Annotated in this window: 15 protein-coding genes; 7 read left to right on the forward strand and 8 right to left on the reverse strand. The window is 73.5% G+C overall.

What is annotated here, in order from left to right; translation table 11 throughout:
- Positions 1-2: 2 nt before the first annotated feature.
- Entirely contained in the window at positions 3-2,609 is a 2,607-nt protein-coding gene (gene sppA / locus WMF33_RS46200; RefSeq protein WP_437334529.1) for a signal peptide peptidase SppA, read from the reverse strand.
- Positions 2,606-3,103 (reverse strand): DUF2505 domain-containing protein, encoded by a 498-nt coding sequence (locus tag WMF33_RS46205; RefSeq protein ID WP_061622903.1) that lies wholly within the window; start codon positions 3,101-3,103, stop codon positions 2,606-2,608. The genes sppA and WMF33_RS46205 overlap by 4 nt, the downstream gene beginning before the upstream one ends.
- A 414-nt stretch (positions 3,104-3,517) precedes the next feature.
- Between WMF33_RS46205 and WMF33_RS46210 the strand changes: the two genes are divergently transcribed.
- The 5 genes from WMF33_RS46210 to WMF33_RS46230 all read left to right on the forward strand — a co-directional run bounded on the left by WMF33_RS46210 (position 3,518) and on the right by WMF33_RS46230 (position 7,132).
- Positions 3,518-3,793 carry a hypothetical protein gene (locus WMF33_RS46210; RefSeq protein ID WP_437334530.1) on the forward strand — a complete coding sequence of 92 codons (276 nt, stop codon included), beginning with the start codon at positions 3,518-3,520 and terminating at the stop codon, positions 3,791-3,793.
- Positions 3,794-3,840: 47 nt separating this feature from the next.
- A complete protein-coding gene (locus WMF33_RS46215) occupies positions 3,841-4,029 on the forward strand; it encodes a hypothetical protein (RefSeq protein ID WP_437334531.1) in 189 nt (62 codons plus the stop codon).
- A gap of 455 nt (positions 4,030-4,484) precedes the next feature.
- On the forward strand, positions 4,485-4,706 hold the full coding sequence (locus tag WMF33_RS46220) for a hypothetical protein (RefSeq protein ID WP_437334532.1): 222 nt from the start codon (positions 4,485-4,487) through the stop codon (positions 4,704-4,706).
- 12 nt (positions 4,707-4,718) lie between these two features.
- The gene (locus tag WMF33_RS46225) at positions 4,719-5,195 is read left to right on the forward strand and encodes a hypothetical protein (protein WP_437334533.1); all 477 of its coding nucleotides are present in this window, start codon (positions 4,719-4,721) and stop codon (positions 5,193-5,195) included.
- Between the two features lie 722 nt (positions 5,196-5,917).
- Positions 5,918-7,132: an outer membrane protein assembly factor BamB family protein gene (locus WMF33_RS46230; RefSeq protein ID WP_437334534.1), complete on the forward strand. Its 1,215-nt coding sequence runs from the start codon at positions 5,918-5,920 to the stop codon at positions 7,130-7,132.
- Positions 7,133-7,303: 171 nt separating this feature from the next.
- On the opposite strand, the gene WMF33_RS46235 is transcribed toward WMF33_RS46230, so the two are convergent.
- The 3 genes from WMF33_RS46235 to WMF33_RS46245 all read right to left on the reverse strand — a co-directional run bounded on the left by WMF33_RS46235 (position 7,304) and on the right by WMF33_RS46245 (position 13,001).
- A complete protein-coding gene (locus WMF33_RS46235) occupies positions 7,304-7,660 on the reverse strand; it encodes a hypothetical protein (RefSeq protein WP_061622895.1) in 357 nt (118 codons plus the stop codon).
- A 107-nt stretch (positions 7,661-7,767) separates the two neighbouring features.
- Entirely contained in the window at positions 7,768-10,263 is a 2,496-nt protein-coding gene (locus WMF33_RS46240; RefSeq protein ID WP_437334535.1) for a diguanylate cyclase, read from the reverse strand.
- A 152-nt stretch (positions 10,264-10,415) separates the two neighbouring features.
- A complete protein-coding gene (locus WMF33_RS46245; RefSeq protein ID WP_437334536.1) occupies positions 10,416-13,001 on the reverse strand; it encodes a PAS domain S-box protein in 2,586 nt (861 codons plus the stop codon).
- 256 nt (positions 13,002-13,257) lie between these two features.
- On the opposite strand from WMF33_RS46245, the gene WMF33_RS46250 reads away from it, so the two are divergent.
- Entirely contained in the window at positions 13,258-14,802 is a 1,545-nt protein-coding gene (locus WMF33_RS46250) for an ATP-binding protein (RefSeq protein ID WP_437334537.1), read from the forward strand.
- 14 nt (positions 14,803-14,816) lie between these two features.
- On the opposite strand, the gene WMF33_RS46255 is transcribed toward WMF33_RS46250, so the two are convergent.
- Together WMF33_RS46255 and WMF33_RS46260 are read right to left on the reverse strand one after the other, a co-directional pair.
- Positions 14,817-15,797, reverse strand: coding sequence for an alpha/beta hydrolase family protein (locus WMF33_RS46255; RefSeq protein ID WP_437334538.1), 981 nt, complete (start codon positions 15,795-15,797; stop codon positions 14,817-14,819).
- Positions 15,798-15,805: 8 nt separating this feature from the next.
- Positions 15,806-16,204: a hotdog domain-containing protein gene (locus tag WMF33_RS46260; RefSeq protein WP_061626844.1), complete on the reverse strand. Its 399-nt coding sequence runs from the start codon at positions 16,202-16,204 to the stop codon at positions 15,806-15,808.
- Positions 16,205-16,304: 100 nt separating this feature from the next.
- On the opposite strand from WMF33_RS46260, the gene WMF33_RS46265 reads away from it, so the two are divergent.
- Entirely contained in the window at positions 16,305-16,457 is a 153-nt protein-coding gene (locus WMF33_RS46265; protein WP_437334539.1) for a hypothetical protein, read from the forward strand.
- A 162-nt stretch (positions 16,458-16,619) separates the two neighbouring features.
- Here WMF33_RS46265 and WMF33_RS46270 read toward each other — a convergent pair whose 3' ends face one another.
- Entirely contained in the window at positions 16,620-17,204 is a 585-nt protein-coding gene (locus WMF33_RS46270; protein WP_061626834.1) for a Uma2 family endonuclease, read from the reverse strand.
- Between the last annotated feature and the right edge of the window lie 6 nt (positions 17,205-17,210).

Raw genomic sequence — 17,210 nt, forward strand, 5'->3', positions numbered from 1 at the left:
GCTCAGCGCTCCTCGAGCGACGGCGGCGCGGGCTCGTCCTCGCGCGCCGTCGCGGGGGCGCCGAACGAGATCTCGCCGGCGAACTCGCTGCGCGCGAGCGGCCTGTCGGCGCCGAACACGAGGAACGGCGTGAGGGCGCGCGCGGCGTCGAGCATGACGGGCGGGATGGTCGCCGTCGCGAGCTCGCCCTGGGCCTGCGCCGAGAGGCCGACGAGGCTGAGCGCGTAGCCGAGGAGCGACGTGTCCTCCTCGGGGAGCGACAGGACCGGCGCGTCGTCGGGCAGCTGGCCGAGCCGGCGCGCCTCGGCGAGCGCCTCCCGCAGCCCGCCGACGCGATCGACGAGCCGGCGCTCCAGGGCCTGGGCGCCGGTCCACACGCGCCCGCGCGCGATGGCGTCGACCTCGTCGGGCCGCATGCGCCGGCCCTCGGCGACGCGGGCGACGAACCGGTCGTAGAGCTGCTTCACCTTGACCCCGAGCTGCTCGCGCTCGTCGTCGGTGAACGGCCGGTAGATCGACTCGGCGTCGGCGCGCGGCGACGAGCGGTGCGTCTCGATGCTGACGCCGAGCTTCTGGAGCAGCCCGGTGACGTCGACCTTCCCGTAGAAGATGCCGATGGAGCCGGTGATGGTGGAGCGGTTCGCGAAGATCTGGCCGCCGGCGACGGACGCGTAGTAGCCGCCGCTCGCGGCCTGCGAGCCCATCGAGACGATGAGCGGCTTCACGCGCGCCGTGAGGATCGCCTCGCGGAGGATGACGTCCGACGCGAGCGTCGAGCCGCCGCCGGTCTCCACGCGGAGCACGACGGCGCGGACGTTGTGGTCCTCGCGCGCGCGGCGCAGCGCCCCGGCGATCGTGTACGAGCCCGCGAGCTTGACGCCGAGGAGCGGGATCGACCGGCTCTCGCCGTCGATCATGTCGCCGTCGAGGTAGACGAGGGCGATCTTGGGCGAGTAGCCCCAGCGCTCCGGCGCCTCGTCGCCCGCGTCGTCGTCGACGACGCGGGAGGCGCGCCCCATCACCTCGTCGATGACGCGGCCGAGCTCGTCGTCGTAGGCGAGCAGGTCGACGAGGCCGCTCTGCCGCGCCTCCTGCGCGAGGAACGGGCCGCGCGCGAGCCGCCGCTCGAGCTCCTCGACGGGGATGCGGCGCCCGGCGCTCACCGCGTCGAGGAACGCGCCGCTCAGCTGATCGACCAGCGCCTGGTGGTCCTCCTTGCCGACCTGGGTGCTGCCCTCGCGGGCGAACTGCTCGGCGGCGAGCTTGTGCGGGCCGATGCGGACGAGGTCGGCCTGCACGCCGAGCTTCTTGAGGAGCCCGCCGAAGTAGAAGTAGCTCGACGAGATGCCGGAGAAGCGCAGCCCGCCCGCGGGGTTCATGGCGATCGCGTCGGCGTGCGAGCACACGTGGAGCGCGCGGCCGCCGGCGTCCTCGAGGTGGCAGAGGACCTTCTTGCCGTGGCTCCGGAGGTTGCGGATCGCGTCGGCGACCTCCTCGGCGTGGGCGAGCGAGCTGGCCGGCTCGGCGCGGAGCACGAGCGCGACCCCGGAGACCTCCGGGGCCTCGGCGAGGCGCCAGAGCTGCTGGAGGAGCCGCGTGTGCCTGCGGACGCCCGGGGTCGAGTCGAGGCGGACGCGGACGACGCGGGCCAGCCGCCGGACGCCCGGCTCGGAGAAGCTGCGGAGCGCGACGCTGGTGTAGAAGCCGGTGCCGCTCTTCGTGACGGCGTCGCCGAAGACGCCGCCGCCGGAGACCTGGAGCCCGCCGACGTTGACGTCGAGGCCGGCCATGGCGGCGACCTCGGGGCCGTCCTCGCTGGCGAGGTCGCGCAGCGTCACGTCGCCGCGGAGGGTGCCCACGTAGGGCACGCGCAGGCCGAGCGTCGCGCGCGGCGTGAAGGTGCCGCTCCGGTCGGGGTCGCTGTTCTCGACGTAGGCGGTCTCGAGCCCGATCTCGAGCGCGCGCCTGCCGCCCACGGGCCGCACCGCGACGCCGAAATCGTAGCTGCGCTCGAGGGCCTCGCCGAGGCGGTTCTCGGGGCGGTTCCAGTCGCGCGCGACGGCCGAGAGGGAGAGCCAGGTGAAGGGCCGGAGGGTGATGCCGCTCGTGAGGGAGAAGTACCCGTCGAGCGCCGGCGCGTCGGAGCTGCCCCAGCCGAGCGTGGTGCCGAACGCGAAGCCCGGGCCGGTGTCGAGCGCGAGCCCCCAGCGGAACCACCGCGAGGGGCTGTCGAACGGCGCCGGCGCGGCCCCGGGCGGGTCGAGGAAGTCGAAGCGCAGGCCGGTCGACACGAACCAGAGCGGCACGCCGAGCGCGAAGGCGTGGCCGCGCGCGGGCAGCGGCGAGGCCGAGCCCGTGGAGACCCAGGTCCACCGGAGCTCCGTGCCTGGGAGGAAGGAGAGGTTCGCGGGGTTCACCGCGATGGCCGAGGTGTCGTCGCTGCTGGCGACGGGCTTGCCCGGGTCGGGGATCGGCTGCGCGGGGCCGTCGGTCGGCGCGGCGAGCGCGGTGGTCGCGCTGGCGAGCGCGCACAGGCCGAGGAGCGCGGCGGCGGGGCGGGCGAAGCGGGCGCGGCGGGCGGGGGTCTCGGGGCGGGGTAGGTCGTTCATGCGGTGACGAGCTCCCGGAGCGTATCCGCTTCGGCGTCGTACGTCCGCTGGACCTCGGCGAGGGCGAGGCGTTCGACGAGGGGGCCGAGCAGGCGCAGCCGGATCTGGATGTCGCCGTCGACGCGGCGGCGGGTGCGCCCCTGGGGCAGGCGCTCGAGCCGGTAGGTGCCTGCGGAGCGGAAGTAGCTGCGCCACTGCTCCTTCGGGCTGACCTGCCACGTGGAGGCGTGATCGGAGAGCCGGTAGGTCGAGCGCTCCTCCCAGGACATGGCGTCCTTGGCGACGGGGTAGTCCTTGAAGATCGGCAGCGGCGCGCTGGCCTGGAAGCGGAGGATGCGGAGGAGCTCGCCGTCGCGGAGCGCGTGCTCGACGGTGACGACGCTCTCGAGGGAGGCGACCTTGGTGGCCAGCCGCGGCCCGAGCTCCGGCGACAGCACGGCGAGCTCGACGGCGTCGAGCGGCGCGTCGAGCTCGTGACAGATGGTGAAGTGCACGCGGTCTTCTAACACGCCCTCTTCGAGGATCGGGTGGGGGAGGGAGAGGTGCGGTCGCGGGCGTGAGAGGATCGGGTGCGGGCGTGAGAGGATCGGGTGGGGGCGTGAGAGGATCGGGCGCGGGCGTGAGAGGATCGGGTGGGGGCGTGAGAGGATCGGGTGGGGGCGTGAGAGGATTGCGTCCCGCGGGCGGCGTTATGCTTCCGCGGTCAGCTCCGGGCTCGGTGCCGGGGCGGTGACGGGCTCGATGGGCTTGGCCTTCTCGCGGGAGCGCCGCCGCAGGCTCGTCCGGTAGCGCGATACGAACCTGGTCGCGATCTTGGGCTGATCGCGGAAGGCATAGCGGCCGCCCTCGCGGATCTCCCTGGCGAGCTCGTCGGCGGCCCAGAACGCGCGGTTACGGAGCTCCAGCGCGTGGGCGGCGCTCGCGTCGGAGGCCTCGTTGGCGGCGGCGTCCTCGAGCGCATCGGCGGATCCTTCCAGAGGGTGTTTCCGATCGGCCTCTATTCGGCTATGAAAGCCGCTGGTGGGGTGCGGTTCACAGCCCCTGGTGTCATCAGCATGACCACCGGTGCGTTCACGCAGACAGGTTCGATCCTCGTCCCTTATGCAGCGGTTTACGGGCCTGATCTGCTCATCTATGGTGCTGCCGCTGCGCCTTTTGTGGCGTTCTCTGGTATGGGTGATTGATCGTTATGTTGCGAGATAGGCTCACGAGTCCAGAGTGGTGGATCAAGGTGTTCTCTGTGCTGGCTGTGGCCGGTATTGCGATCGTCCTTGCTGGTGGCCGAGTCAAGAGCAGGCAGATGATTCTGCTCGGCGTGATTCTGTGTGCGCCGCTGGTTTTGGGAGGTGTCGTGATGTTTGCGGCTGGAATCGTAGCTCTGGCCATTGACAGAAGGAAGAATCGCAACAAAATCGAATGAGTAGCGGCTGGCGTCCCGCGGGGGGGCGCGGCGGTGATCCACGGACGCCCGCTCATCGAGCTGGGTTGAATCCCATCTTCGGGCCGAGAAATGTGTCGACGGTGTCTGTCAGGAGTTTGTGGCGCCCGAGGACATCAGCATGCAAATCGACGAGAAGAGCACCAGTGGGTGCGTCGCCGAGTCATGCATGAGCTCGGCTGCCCGCGTGCCGCACTGGCAGGAGATCGACCGGGTGCGCAAGCGGCTGAGGCCAAGCCGGTGAAGACGCCGCCGATCGACCCGATCGATGTGGTAGGCGTGGGAGGCGCGGTCGCAAAAACACTGGTCAAGTTGGGAGGTAAGTCTCTCGCCAAGCTAGCTGCGCGGAAGGCTGCAGCGAAAGTGGAAGCCTTGGCCGCAAGGGGGGAGGGCTGCTGTCGAAGTTCAAGCCTGCGCAGTCCGCCCGGCGCTTCGGCATGGCCAAAATCGACGAATTTGCGGAGATGATGCGCAATCGCGCGTGGGACTGGTCCAAGGACAAGATCATCGTGGACAAGGCCGGGAACATCGTATCGGGTCATCACCGCGTGCTCGCGGCGGACCGAGCCGGCGTCGAGATTCCTGAGAGTGCGATCCACCGACTCGATTCGGTGACGCCTAGGCCTGTCTACGATTGGAAGGACATACTCGATCCCTAGTGCGATTTTTATATGGGCGTTGAGGATTTCAAGGTTGCAATTGAGTCGTCTGTATCCCAAGATGATGCTGCTGGACTGCTGTTGCGGATTCCCGGAGCTTCACCGGCCGACAGCTTCAGCCCAAAGGCTCGGTGCGTACACGTGCGAGGCGAAGATTATGTTTTCGAAATCGAGATCCGTGCCACGGGTGGCGAGAGCCGCATAGAATTCAGTATGGCGATCTGCCATCCGATCTCTGGGCTAAAGAAGTTTACGGCATTGGTCTCGCAGATGATCGCAGTCCTGTGCGCCGAGTCTGTCTCGATTATGGAAGATCTGCCGGAAGGAGTGGCCGGGGACTTCCCACCCGCACCACTGGAAGATTTTGCTGATGCTATGGCGCGTGGGCTCGCATTCAAGCGCGAGCTTTGGAGAGCTGACTTCGGCGTAGACGAGGCGGCCATCACCTCCCGGGAGGCATTGCGCCGCTTCGTCTTGCGGGAAACATGACTGAGCACGCGCCGCCCGGCTCCAGCTCCGGAAGGGTTGAAGGCGTTCCAGTTCGATCGTCGTACCCGCTATCGAACGTCATTGACCCCTCCGAGCCAGCCGCTATCTTCGCGTGTCCCGTCTCGGGATGAGACCCTCGCGTTCATCGAAAAACTGAGTCGAACCAATGTCGATGCTTCTCCCCCTCCGATGTGGCAGCCGCGCTCAGCGCCGATATCGTCATCGCAGAGGAGGTCGATCCCGATGAGCCTGGGCTTGGTTGGTCGTTCCCCCTCGCACGGATGGCGGACCTCAGGAATGCCCTCAAGCAGTGCATCCCAAAGAAACGAAAGCTGTGGCATGAAGAGCTCGGCTCTGCGCTGGCTCGCGCTTCGTGCAGAGATGCCATCGAGAGGTTTGTGATCGGTACTTCTTCTCGGCCTCCGTGATAGAGGAGAGCCCGCAAGAGGAACATCGAACGGCAACCACAAGGACTGGAAGTACCACGGGAGCCCGCAGTGGGTCCTGAGCTGGGACGAGGACGACCGGCTGGTAAGGAAAGACCGTGGGGATCACGCCGAGGCGCAAGCCTGCGGGCCGGTCGCATCGCGCTCGCCGTGAACGGGCGCTCCGCGATGCCCGTGAGCGACGAGCGCTGGGCAGCCGGTCGTCGTCCCCGCCGCCCCGACGCTTCCTTGCTCGGCCAGCCGGAGCCGCGCTACGACCGCCGCAGGACTCCTCGCATGCGACCCCCGCGCCCGCCCCGCGCCGCCGCCCGCGCGCTCGTCCTCGCGGCGGCCGGCGCGCTCGCGGCGCTCTCCGTCGCCTGCGGCGGCGGACAGACGCAGGGCGAGGCCTTCGACCCGCGCTGGAAGGACGACGGCGGCGCCGGGATCGCCGCCTTCCAGCGGCGGTTCGCCGGAAGACCCATCCCCCTCGGCGCCGACGTGGCCGTCGGCGTCGTCGCGGGCACGGGGGCGCGCCAGCTCGTCGGGGTGCCGCTCGGCGGCGGCCCCGCGTGGACCTTCGAGCACCCGCTCGACGCGCGGCCGGCCGTCGCGGGGAGCGTCGTCGTGGGGCTCGGCCAGGGCGAGCTGTTCGCGCTCGACGCGCGCACCGGCGAGCTGCTCTGGATGCGGAGGGCCGGCGGCAGGCTCCGCGGCGCGGGCGACGACGGCGAGACCACCGTGGTGTCGCTCGTGTCGACCACCGGCACCATGAGCGTCGTGCTGGCCATCGGCCACGACGGGATGGTGCAGCGCCAGATCGAGGACGACGCCGACATCGGCGTGCCCGCCGTCGTGGGGCGCTACGCGTTCCTGCCGTGGCAGGGGCGGTACGTCACGGTCTTCGACCTGCAGACGGGCCGCGAGGCGGCGCGGGCGCTGCTCCGCACCGAGGTGAGCCGCGCGTTCCTGCTCGGCGGCGCCGTCTTCTTCGGCGGCGGCTCGGCGGCGACGCGCTTCGACGCGGCCATCGGCCTCGGCGCGGCCGGGCGCGCCTCGACCGCGCGGCTGCCGGCGCGCGAGCTGCCCGGGGCGCCGATCTGGCTGAGCGACGGGACCGAGGTGCTCGCGCCCGTCGCCTCGGCCGAGGACAGGGCGCGCCTCTACGCCCGCCCCCGCGCCTCCGGGCCGCCCGCCATCGAGGCGGAGCGCTTCGTTGCGACGTACTACCGAGCCGCTGTCGGCATCAACGCGCGCACGGGCGCGCTCGCGTGGGCCCACGCAGGAGAGGCCGACTTCCTCGGCGGCGCGGCGTACACCGGCGGCTTCGCGCTGTGCGACGCGCGCGGCGGGATCACGTTCCTCGACGCGCAGGGCGGCGCCGTGACAGGGCGCGCGTCGCTCGGCCGGCCGGTCCAGGCGTGCGTGGTGCAGGCCGACGGGCTCACCGCCGCGGCGCTCGCGGCGCGGCGCCCAGGGCGCTCCGCGACGACCCCGGCCGGCCCCCCGTAAGCCGTCTCCGGGGGGCCTCTCGTGAGCAGTGGTCAAATTTGAACATGAAGGCGGGCAGGCGGGAAGAAAACCTTAATGATCTTCCCGCCTTCCCGCCTTCATGTGGACTCTCTCCGGGCACAGTCGACCACGACCCTCTCGTGCCCGGGCCGATCCCGGTGAAGCCCGCCCTCAGCGGGGCTTCTCGCCCTTGTCCTCCGGGTCGACCGCGATGCGGAACCCCGGGTCCTCCGGCGTGGGCCCCGTGGGCCGCGCCTCGGGCGCGCCGGCCTCCGCGCCGCCCTCCGGGCGCTCCTCGCGCGGCGGCGCCGCCGGCGACCCCTTGCTCAGCTCGGCGCCGATCCGGCCGACCACGTTGGTCGCCGCCCGCACGAGCTCGCGCCCGGCGTCGTCGATCGCCTTGCCGACGCTCGTGCGATCGAGGTCCTTGCGCAGGTCCACCGCCGTCTTGCGCGCCGCGCGCCAGAGCAGGCTCAGCCCCTGCTTGAGATCGTCCTTCGGGTCATCGCGATCCGGATCCGAGCTCATCGCGCCTCCTTGGCTTCGCCTCGCCGCGTCACGGTGGCTTATGTTCCCGCCGCGCGGGCGCCGCAAGCGGCGCCCGCCGCCACCCGCGCCGCGCGCGGCGCGCCGCCTCAGGCTGCGGTCTTCGGCTTGCTCGTCGGATCGACGTCCGGCGGGCGCCTCGGCTTGCTCCGGGGCTCGGCCTCGACGGCCGCCCTGGCCTGCGCCGGCGACAGCGAGGACGCCGCGGCGCGCTTGCCGCCGGGCGGCGCGCCGTCGTGCCCCGCGGGCGCCGGGCCGCCGCTCGCCGCGGGCGGCCTGCGCTGCGGCGCGGGCGCCGCCGCCGCGGGCCTCGCCGACGCGGGCCGGGCCGCCGCGGGCGGCGCGGACCTCGACGGCGCGGGCGGCTCCGACGCGGGCCTCGCCGGCGCGGGCGGCTCCGACGCGGGCTTGGCCGGCGCGCTCGCCTCCAGCGCGGGCGGGTGGCCGCTGCCGGACCGCATCGACGGCGACCACGCCGTCGAGCGGTTCCGGCCCGACCGCTTCGAGACGTACAGCGACTCGTCCGCGGCCTTGAAGAGCTCCTCCCACGTGCTGCCCGCCTCGGGGTACGTGGCGATCCCGATCGAGCAGGTGACCTGGCACTGCACCGGGCCGCTGCTCCCGGCCGCGTGGAACGTCGTCCGGCCGAGCTCCTCGCGCACGCGCTCGGCCAGCAGCATCGCGCCGCGCGCGTCCGTCTCCTCGCAGATCACCACGAACTCCTCGCCGCCGAAGCGCGCGACCGCGTCGGTCGTGCGCTTGGCGCGCCGGAGCACGTCGCCGAGCCCCTTGATGATCACGTCGCCCACGTCGTGGCCGTACGTGTCGTTCACCTTCTTGAAGTGGTCGATGTCGGTCACGAGCACCGAGAGCCGCCGCGAGAACCGGCGCGCCGCCGTGATCTTCTGGTCGGCCACCTCGAGCATCGCCCGCTTGTTGAGCAGCCCGGTGAGCCCGTCCATGGTCGCGAGCTCCTCGAGGCGCCGCATCATCCGCGCGTTCGAGAGCGACACGGCCATGTGGCTCGCGAGGACCTCGAGCGTGCTGCGCACCGAGTCGGTGAAGGCCGCGCGCCGCCGCGAGCCGAGGACCAGCGTGCCGAGCGGCCGGTCGTGGACGACGAGCGGGAGCACGATGATCGACGGCATCGACGGCGGCGTGACGCGGCGGGTGAAGACGACCTGCCGCTTCTCGTCGTACTCGCCGCGGTACGGCAGCGGGTGGCGGTTCTGGAGCACCATCGAGACGAGCCCGGCGTTGTGGCGGAACCGCTGCCCGGTCAGCTCGGCGACCCCATCGCCGCTCACGGCGCGGATCTCGTGGACCTTCTGGGCCTCGTCGTAGAGCGTGACCGCCGCGAAATCGACCGACGTGATCTCGCGGGCGCTCGTGACCCCCGCCTCGATGACGCCCGGCTCGGTCGTGGCGGCGCCGAGCGCCTCGGCGGCGCGGTAGAGCTTGCCCTGCTCGACCTTGGCGCGCTCAAGCTGGACGAAGACGCGCTCGTTCTGGATGGCGCGCACGGCGTAGCGGCACGCCTCGTCGATGAGCTCGAGCTCCCGCGGCGAGAACGGCTGGTCCTCGACGCGATCGACGACGAGCACGCCGCGGAGCTGGCCGTGCTCGAACACCGGCAGCGCGCACACGGCGCGCACCGGCGAGGGGCCGACGTAGTAGGGGAGCTTGTAGCCGGGCTTGAGGCCGCCGATGACGACGGGCGCGCGCTGCGTGATCGCCGCGCCGAAGACGCCGTCGCCCGAGAGGAACGGGCCCTCGGAGAGGTTCGGGGCGTCGCTCGCGAGCTCGCTGATGCGCAGGTGCGTGCCGGCGTCGTTCTGCCAGAGGAGCATCGCGGTGTAGAGATCGAGCGACTCGCGCAGGAGGCGGAGCGCGAAGAGCACCGACTGGTGGATCTCCTCGACGCCGGAGCGGGCGAGCCGCTCGTCGTCGCCCTTCTGGGCGGCGCCGCGCGCCTGGGCCGGGGCGGAGAGCAGGCGATAGCTGCGCGCGTCGTCGCGGAGCCGCTCGATCTCGGCCTTCAGCCGGGTGTTGGAGGCCTTCCGGACGCGGCTGATCTCGGCGCGGAGGATGGCCGCGTTCAGCACCGAGAAGACCGCCATGAAGCCGATGTGCGGCGCGGCGGCGCCCCACGCGATCGGCGCGCCGCGCTTGGCCATGGCCGAGCGGACGGCGAGCTCGAGGGCCGCGGCGGCGAGCGCGACGAGGAGCGACGCGCCGGGGCGGGCGAACGCGCTCACGAGGGCGATGACGACGTAGAGGGCGGCGTGGGCGTCGCCGTCGAGCGATCCGTCGAGGCGGAGGACCGCGGCGAACGTCGCGACGACGAGGAGGGCGCCGACCTCGAGGTCGAGCAGCGCGCTCGCCTCGATGGCGGCCGCGCGCCGCCGCGCCCGCTGGACGAGCGCCGCGACCAGCACGATCAGCGCCACGACGGCGGCGAGCTTCGGCAGGGGCTCGGCCGCGTCGAGGACGACGAGCCCCCCGAGGGCCAGCGCGCAGGCGAGCGGCGCCGCGTTGCGCGCGATACGGCGGGCGGTGAGCACGGCGAGCACCAGGTTGGCCATGGGCTCGCATGCCGCTACCAGAGGTCGATCCTCCGGGCCCAGTTCTCGGCTGCGCGCGACCGGCCGGTGAGGTGGGTGAGGATGCGACAAGCCGGGCGCCGCCTCGATGCGCCGCGGCTCGCGGCCGCGCGCGGCGAGGACGAGCGCGCGTCCTACCTCGCGGCGGGCGCCGGCGGCGAGCCGCCCTCCGGCGGGGCGCCCGCGCCGCCGACGGCGCGCGGCAGCTCGACCGAGAAGGTCGCGCCGCGCCCCGGCGCGCTCTCCACCCGCACGGCGCCCCCGTGCTGCTCCACGATGAGCCGCACGATCCACAGGCCGAGGCCGAACCCGCCGTAGTGCATCACCGACGCCGCGCGCTGGAACCGCTCGAAGATGCGCGCCTGGTCGCCGGGCGCGATGCCGATGCCGCGGTCCTGCACGGCGAACCGGACCCGCTCGGCGTCGGCCTCCACGTGCACGTCGATGGGCGCGCCGGCGCCGTATTTCACGGCGTTCGACAGGAGGTTCGTGATCACCTGCTCCATGCGGGCGCGATCCCAGCGCACGAGGACCTCCTCGCCCCCGAGCAGCCGGATCGACGAGCCCCGGCGCGGCCCCTCCTCGAACCGCTCGACGCTCTCGCGGAGCAGCGCGCCGAGGTCGAACTCCTCGACGTGGAGCGGCAGGCCCCGGGCCGAGATCCGGGAGACGTCGAGCAGCTCGTTCACGAGGTCGCTCAGCCGGAAGACGCTCCGGTGCATGGTCGAGAGCTTGGCGTCGAGCCGCGCCGCGTCCTGGGAGGCGTGACCGAGGCGGAGCGCCCGGCGCAGGCTCTCCACCTGGAGGAGGAGCGCCGTGAGCGGCGTCTTGAGCTCGTGCGACGCGATGGAGAGGAACTCGTCGCGCACCTCGACCGCCTCCTCGAGGCTCCGCAGGAGCCGCTCGCGATCCTGCTCCAGCCGGAGCCGCTCGGTCTCGTCGCGGGTGTTCATCACCGCGCCCGCGGGCGCGCCGTCCGCGCGGCGCAGCGGCGACGCGCTCGCGGAGAGCACGCGCGCCGAGCCGTCCGGCCGCTGGACCTGCCAGCAGACGCTCTCCACCTTCTCGCCGCGCAGGGCGCGGTGGAGCGGCGTCTCCGCCGCGGGCGCCGGGGCGCCGTCCGGCGGGGCGGCGCCCGTCGCGCGCGCCCACGCGTCGATCGTGAGCTCCGTGGCCGGCCCGAGCTGCCGCTCGGCCTCCGGGTTCATCAGGCGGACGACGCCGTGCTCGTCCACCATCACGATCCCGTCGCCGCTCTGCCCGATGATGCGCCGCAGGACCGCGTGCTCGGCGGCGCGCCTCGCCTCGCTCTCCCGGAGCGCGTCCTCGGCGCGCTTGCGCTCGATCCCGTGGGCCACCGTGACGGCGATCGTCCCGAGCGCGTCGAGCACCTGCTCGTGCAGGGGCCGCCGCGCGAACATCGCCATCACGCCGATGAGCCGATCCTCGACGAGCAGGGGGTAGCCGGCGAACGACACCATGCCCTCGCGCCGCGCCCAGCCCTTCTCGCTCACCTGGGGATCGCGGAGGACGTCGTTCGTGAGGTGCGGCCGGAGCTCCTTCGCGATGCGGCCGATCTTGTAGCTGCCCACGGGGATGCGGCTGTGGGGGCCGTCGAGGTGCGTGTACATCCCCGCGCTCGCGCGGAGGTCCAGGACCTGCGCGCGCTCGTCGAGCAGCCAGATGCGGGCGAACGCCGCGTCGAGGTGCCCCCGGATCGCCTCGGCGCAGCGCTGCAGGAGCTCGCGCATCGTCCCGGGGAGGGACAGCGCCGCGCTCACCTCGGCCCGGAGCGCGCCCATGAGCGCCTGCGCGGAGAGCAGCTGCTCGCTCCGCTTGCGCTCGGTGATGTCCACGAACGTGACGATGGCGCCGACGACCTCGCCTTGCCGGCGGACGGGGCGGGACCAGTACTCGACGGGGAAGCTGGTCCCGTCGGCGCGGAAGAGCAGCTCGCCGGCGAGGTGCGCGGCCTCCCCGGCCCGGACCGTGCGGCAGATCCGGCAGTCCGACTCGGGCAGCGGCGCGCCGCCCTCGCGCGTGTGGTGGACGAGCTGGTGCATGGCGCGGCCGACGAGCTCCGCCTCGTCGCGGTACCCGAGCAGCCGCACGCAGGCCCGGTTGGCGAACGTGCACCGGCACGCGCGATCGAGCCCGTAGATCCCTTGCTCGGTCGACTCGAGCAGCGCCTGCGCCCGCTCCTCGCTCTCGCGGAGCGCCTCCTCCGCGACCCTGGCCCGCGTGACGTCGACGGAGAGGCCGCGGGCGACGGGCCCCCCGCCGGCGGGGGCCACGCGGCGGACGAGCTCGCTGCTCAGCCACACCGTGCGGCCGTCGGCGGCGAAGAAGCGGTGCTCGACGCGCTCGGTCGACCCCTCCGCGAGGACCTTGCGCGCCACGGCGAGCAGCCGCGACCGGTCCTCCGGGTGCTGGTGCCGCCAGAAGAGGCCGTCATCGGCCGCCCAGCGCTCGGCGGCGTGCCCGAACAGCTCCCTCGCCGGCGCGCGCACCAAAGGCAGCTCGAGCGCCTCGCCGGAGACCTCCCAGATCAGCGCGTCCAGCGCGCCGAGGAGCGCCGGCGCCCACGCGCCCTCGGCCGGCGTGTCCCGCTCGCCCTCGGCCGGCGTGTCCCGCTCGTCCTCGGCGCGCGCCGGGCCCTGTCGGCCTGAGCCCGGTGCGCTCCTCGTCTGGCCCTGCGCGTCGCTCGCCGGACAGCCCACATGTCAGGCTAGCATGGCTGCCGCAGCGCGCCGGTGGGTCTCCCGCTCTCGCGCCTGCGCGGATCGGCTCCCCTCGGCGCGCACGGCCGATCCTCCGCCGGGGCTTCGGCGCGGCGGGCGGCGATCGGCGGCCCAGCTCCCTCGATCCGCGCCGCGCCGGCTCGCCTGGCGGCGCGCGGGTGGCGGATCCGCCGCCTGCCCCGTGCGATCGGGGGCGACCTGGGCGAGGATGGCGCCGAAGGGGCAGGGACACGCCGTGCGGCTCGGGATCCGGCTTCAGCTCTTGTTCGCGCTCGGCGCGCTGCTCGTGCTGGCGTTCGTGCCGCTCTTCTTCGCCGTCGCGAACCTCACCCGGGCCACGATGGTCGGCGCGCGCGCGTCGAGCGCCCGCGCGATCGGCCGCGCGATCGCCGGGCACGTCGCCGCGGCGCGGGCGAGCCGGTCGGCGCCGGAGCTCTCGCCGCTGCTCGAGGCGCAGCTCGGGCCCGACGGCGCGTCGGCGATCGGCGTCTACGACGCGGCGGGCGCGCTCGTCGACCGCGCCGGGGAGCCGGACGCGGCGGCGGCGCTGCCGGCCTCGGTGGAGGCGGGCGCGGAGGTGCTGAGGACCGTGCGCACCGCGCGGGGCGGCGCGGTCCTGGTCGTCGTCCCGGAGCACGCGCGCGAGCCGGCGCCGCGCGCGGACGCGGAGCCCGACGCGGACGCGGAGCCCGACGCGGCGCCCGCGCGGCCGCCGCAGGTCGGCTCCGTGGCCGTGCTGGTGCCGACCGACCCGTCGACGGTGCCGGCCGCGCCGCTCGTCCGGATCGTGGCGCTCTACACGGGGATCGTGGCGCTGGCGCTGCTCGTGTTCGCGTACATCGCGATGACGCGCCTCGTGGTGCGGCCGGTCGACGCGCTGTCGGAGGCCGCCCGCCGCGTGGCCGGCGGGGCGCGCGACCTCGAGGCGCCGCGCGCCGGCGCGCGGGAGCTCGCGGAGCTCGGGGCGAGCCTCGCGCACATGACGGCCCGCCTCCGGGCCGACGAGGAGTCGCTGCGGGCGAAGATCGCCGAGGTCGAGCGCTACGCGGCGGACCTGAAGAGCGCGCAGGAGCGGCTGGTCCGCTCCGAGCGGCTCGCGTCCGTGGGGCGGCTCGCGGCGGGGCTCGCGCACGAGATCGGCAACCCCATCGCGGCGATCCTCGGCTTCCAGGAGCTCCTGCTCGTCGGGGGGCTCACGCCCGACGAGGAGCGCGAGTTCCTCGAGCGGATGAAGCGCGAGACCGAGCGCATCCACAAGATCTTGCGCGACCTGCTCGACTTCGCGCGGCCGGCGGCGCGCGGCGCGGAGGGCGCCGGGGAGGAGCCCTCCGGCTCGGTCGCCGAGGCGCTCGAGGACGTCGTCTCGCTGGTCTCGCCGCAGAAGGCGTTCCGCGCGGTCGAGCTCGTGCGGGACGTCGCGCCCGACGTGCCGCCCGTCCAGCTGTCGCACGGCCGCCTGGTGCAGGTGCTGCTGAACCTCCTCCTGAACGCGGCCGACGCGGTGCCGCGCGCCGGCGGGCGCGTCTGGGTGCGCGCGTCGCGGGCCGCGGGCGGGGGCGCGCGGATCGAGGTCGAGGACAACGGGCCGGGGATCGCCGAGGCGGTCCGCGAGACGCTGTTCGAGCCGTTCATCACGACGAAGGAGGTCGGCGAGGGGACGGGGCTCGGGCTCGCGGTGTGCCGCGGGCTCGTCGAGGCGGCGGGCGGCGCGATCGGGGTCGAGGCCGGGGCCGAGGGCGGGGCGCGGTTCGTGGTGCAGCTGCCGGGCGCCGCGGGGTGAGGGCTTCGCGCGCGCTACGCGCCGAGCCGCGCCATCGCGTCGACGGCGGCGCGCCGGAGCGCCTCGGCCTGGTAGACGACCGCGCCGGCGTGCCCGGTGTCGAGCCACCGGAGCTCGCTCGACCTCCAGTGCGCGTGGAGCGCCTCGACCTGCTCGGCGAACACGTACCCGTCGCGGCGCCCGCCGACGAGGACGGTCGCGTCGAGCCGCCGCGGCGCCGGGTGGCGGTCGAGGTCGGCGGCGCCGAAGAGGACGCCGAGCCGCGCCCGCGCCGCCGCGGGCCCGCCCAGCGCCTCGAACTCGACGCTGACGGACAGCATCCCCTCGGTGAACACCGGCACGGCGCTGCGGCCCGCGCCGAAGACCGCGACCGCGAGCGGGCGCGCCGTCACCGCCGCGGCGAGCGCCGCCGACGTCCCGCCCATGCTGAAGCCGACGACGCCGATGCGCTCGTATCCCTCGCGGGCGAGGTGCTCGACGAGCGCGCGCGTCTCCTCGACGGTGGAGAGGTTCATCAGGAGGTGCTCGGCCACGGTGCGGATCGCGGTGGCGCGCTGCCCGGGGGGCCGGCGGAGGCCGTACATCGCGTTCTCGAGGAGGATGACCTCGATGCCCTCGCGGGCGGCGAGCGGCCGGAAGAGCCGCGTCCGCGCGGCGAAGCCCTCGTCGCCGGAGGCCGCCAGCGCGACGTAGACCGGCCGGCGGCGCCCCCGCTCGGGCGCCCTGGGCGCGATGCGGCGCACGAAGGCCGTGCCCGCGCAGGGCGGCAGGCCCGGGAGCGCGGCGGCGAAGGAGCCGTCGGTCACGTCGACGGGCCCGTCCGCCCGCGGCCGACCCCAGGCGACCGCCGCGGCGCGCGGGGGCTCCGAGAACCGCGCGATGGTCGGGACCCGCTCGAGGACGCCCTCGTCGCCCCAGCCGGCCGCGAACAGCCGGCGGCGGCGGGACAGGACGGCGTGGGCGTGGTCGAGCCAGTGAACGGATCGCGCGCGCACCGCCGCCCTCACGCTCCTCCGTCGAGCACCACGCCCCGGGCCTGGAAGCGCATCACCTCTTTCCCGTCCTGGTTCCAGCAGCCGCCGCGCATCGCGAGGCGCACGCGCCCCGGCTCGCGCGCGACGTCGGTGATGGTCGCCTCGCAGCGGATCGTGTCCCCGGTGAAGACGGGCCGCAGGAACTCGAACTGCATCTCCCGGGCGAGGAAGTCGATCTCGCCGCCGAGCCGGGTGGGGAGCGTCGCCGTGAGCAGGCCGTGCACGACGCGCCTGCCCTGCGCGTCCGGCTGCGCGTGATGGCGGCCGGCGTCGCCGGAGACGCGCTGGAACTCGACGACGTCCTCGTCCGTGAAGCGGCGCTCGACCGCCGACACGTCGCCGACCTGAAAGGCACGCTCGCGCTTCATCCCGTCATCCTCCTGCCTCGTGGAGCCGAGCCCTCTTCAATCGTATCCCTCTTCAATCGTATCCATGACCGCAAGTACAGCATCGAAGGCTCGCTCGGCGATGTCAGCCGGGAGCGCCTCGCGGATCGCCGTCTACCATGCTGGCAGCGTCGATGATGAGGAGAAAGCCCTCTCCGCCCTGCGCGCCTGGGGGTCGCAGCAGATGATCCAGCTGCGCGCCGCCCTCGTGCCATCGATTGAAGCTTCGACGTGAGGGCTGTCGTTGCTAAAGCACCGATCACGCCGATCGACCGAGAATGCACCGCCAAGGACGCCAAGAAAAGAACAAGACCTTGGCGCCTTGGCGGCTCGAATTTCTGCTCTTTCGAGCGGCTTCAACCCGTTTGTCGCTCGAGACCTCGCCGGCGGGAGGCCGCTACTCCTCGACGGCACCCGGAAGCCACCACGAGGCGACCGCGAGCTCTCCGTGGAACGGAGGCAGCACGACGCGCTCGTCGTCCTGCGCCGTCGCCGTGAGCGCCGGCCTTCCGCCGACCGTCTCGAACACCTCGACCAGCCGGCGCATCGGGTCCACGATCCAGCTCCAGCCAACGCCGGCGCGCGCGTAGAGCGGCAGCTTCACCGCCACGTCGTCGCGGGCGGTCCCCGGCGACAGGACCTCGCAGCACCAGTCGGGAAGGATCGTCAGCGGGTTCTCGTCCGGCAGCTCGGGGACCCGCTCGACGCGGAATCCACACAGGTCCGGCACGACGAGCCGGCCGCCAGGGAAGCGGATCTCGGTCTCGGGCTCGATCCACCAGCCGGCCCCACCGACGTTCGCGTCGAACGGGACGAGGCCGTGCAGGCAGAGCCTGGCCGCGCGGCGGTGGCGCTTCCCGGGCCGCGACATCGTGCGGAGGACGCCGGGCTCCAGGATCTCGCCCGTCAGGTGCTCGGGCAGGGCGCGGATGCGCTGGTAGAGCTCCTCGAAGGTCAGGGGGGCCGCGGCAGGTTGACCCATGCCAGC

The sequence above is a fragment of the Sorangium sp. So ce394 genome, assembly GCF_051474665.1.
GTDB lineage: Bacteria > Myxococcota_A > Polyangia > Polyangiales > Polyangiaceae > Sorangium > Sorangium cellulosum_D.

Bases quoted from the DNA above. Each gene is read 5' to 3' on its own strand.
- sppA (WP_437334529.1), bottom strand. From the start codon at position 2,609: ATGAACGACCTACCCCGCCCCGAGACCCCCGCCCGCCGCGCCCGCTTC.
- WMF33_RS46220 (WP_437334532.1), top strand. From the start codon at position 4,485: ATGGCCAAAATCGACGAATTTGCGGAGATGATGCGCAATCGCGCGTGG.
- WMF33_RS46225 (WP_437334533.1), top strand. From the start codon at position 4,719: ATGGGCGTTGAGGATTTCAAGGTTGCAATTGAGTCGTCTGTATCCCAA.
- WMF33_RS46230 (WP_437334534.1), top strand. From the start codon at position 5,918: ATGCGACCCCCGCGCCCGCCCCGCGCCGCCGCCCGCGCGCTCGTCCTC.
- WMF33_RS46235 (WP_061622895.1), bottom strand. From the start codon at position 7,660: ATGAGCTCGGATCCGGATCGCGATGACCCGAAGGACGATCTCAAGCAG.
- WMF33_RS46240 (WP_437334535.1), bottom strand. From the start codon at position 10,263: ATGGCCAACCTGGTGCTCGCCGTGCTCACCGCCCGCCGTATCGCGCGC.
- WMF33_RS46260 (WP_061626844.1), bottom strand. From the start codon at position 16,204: ATGAAGCGCGAGCGTGCCTTTCAGGTCGGCGACGTGTCGGCGGTCGAG.
- WMF33_RS46265 (WP_437334539.1), top strand. From the start codon at position 16,305: ATGTCAGCCGGGAGCGCCTCGCGGATCGCCGTCTACCATGCTGGCAGC.
- WMF33_RS46270 (WP_061626834.1), bottom strand. From the start codon at position 17,204: ATGGGTCAACCTGCCGCGGCCCCCCTGACCTTCGAGGAGCTCTACCAG.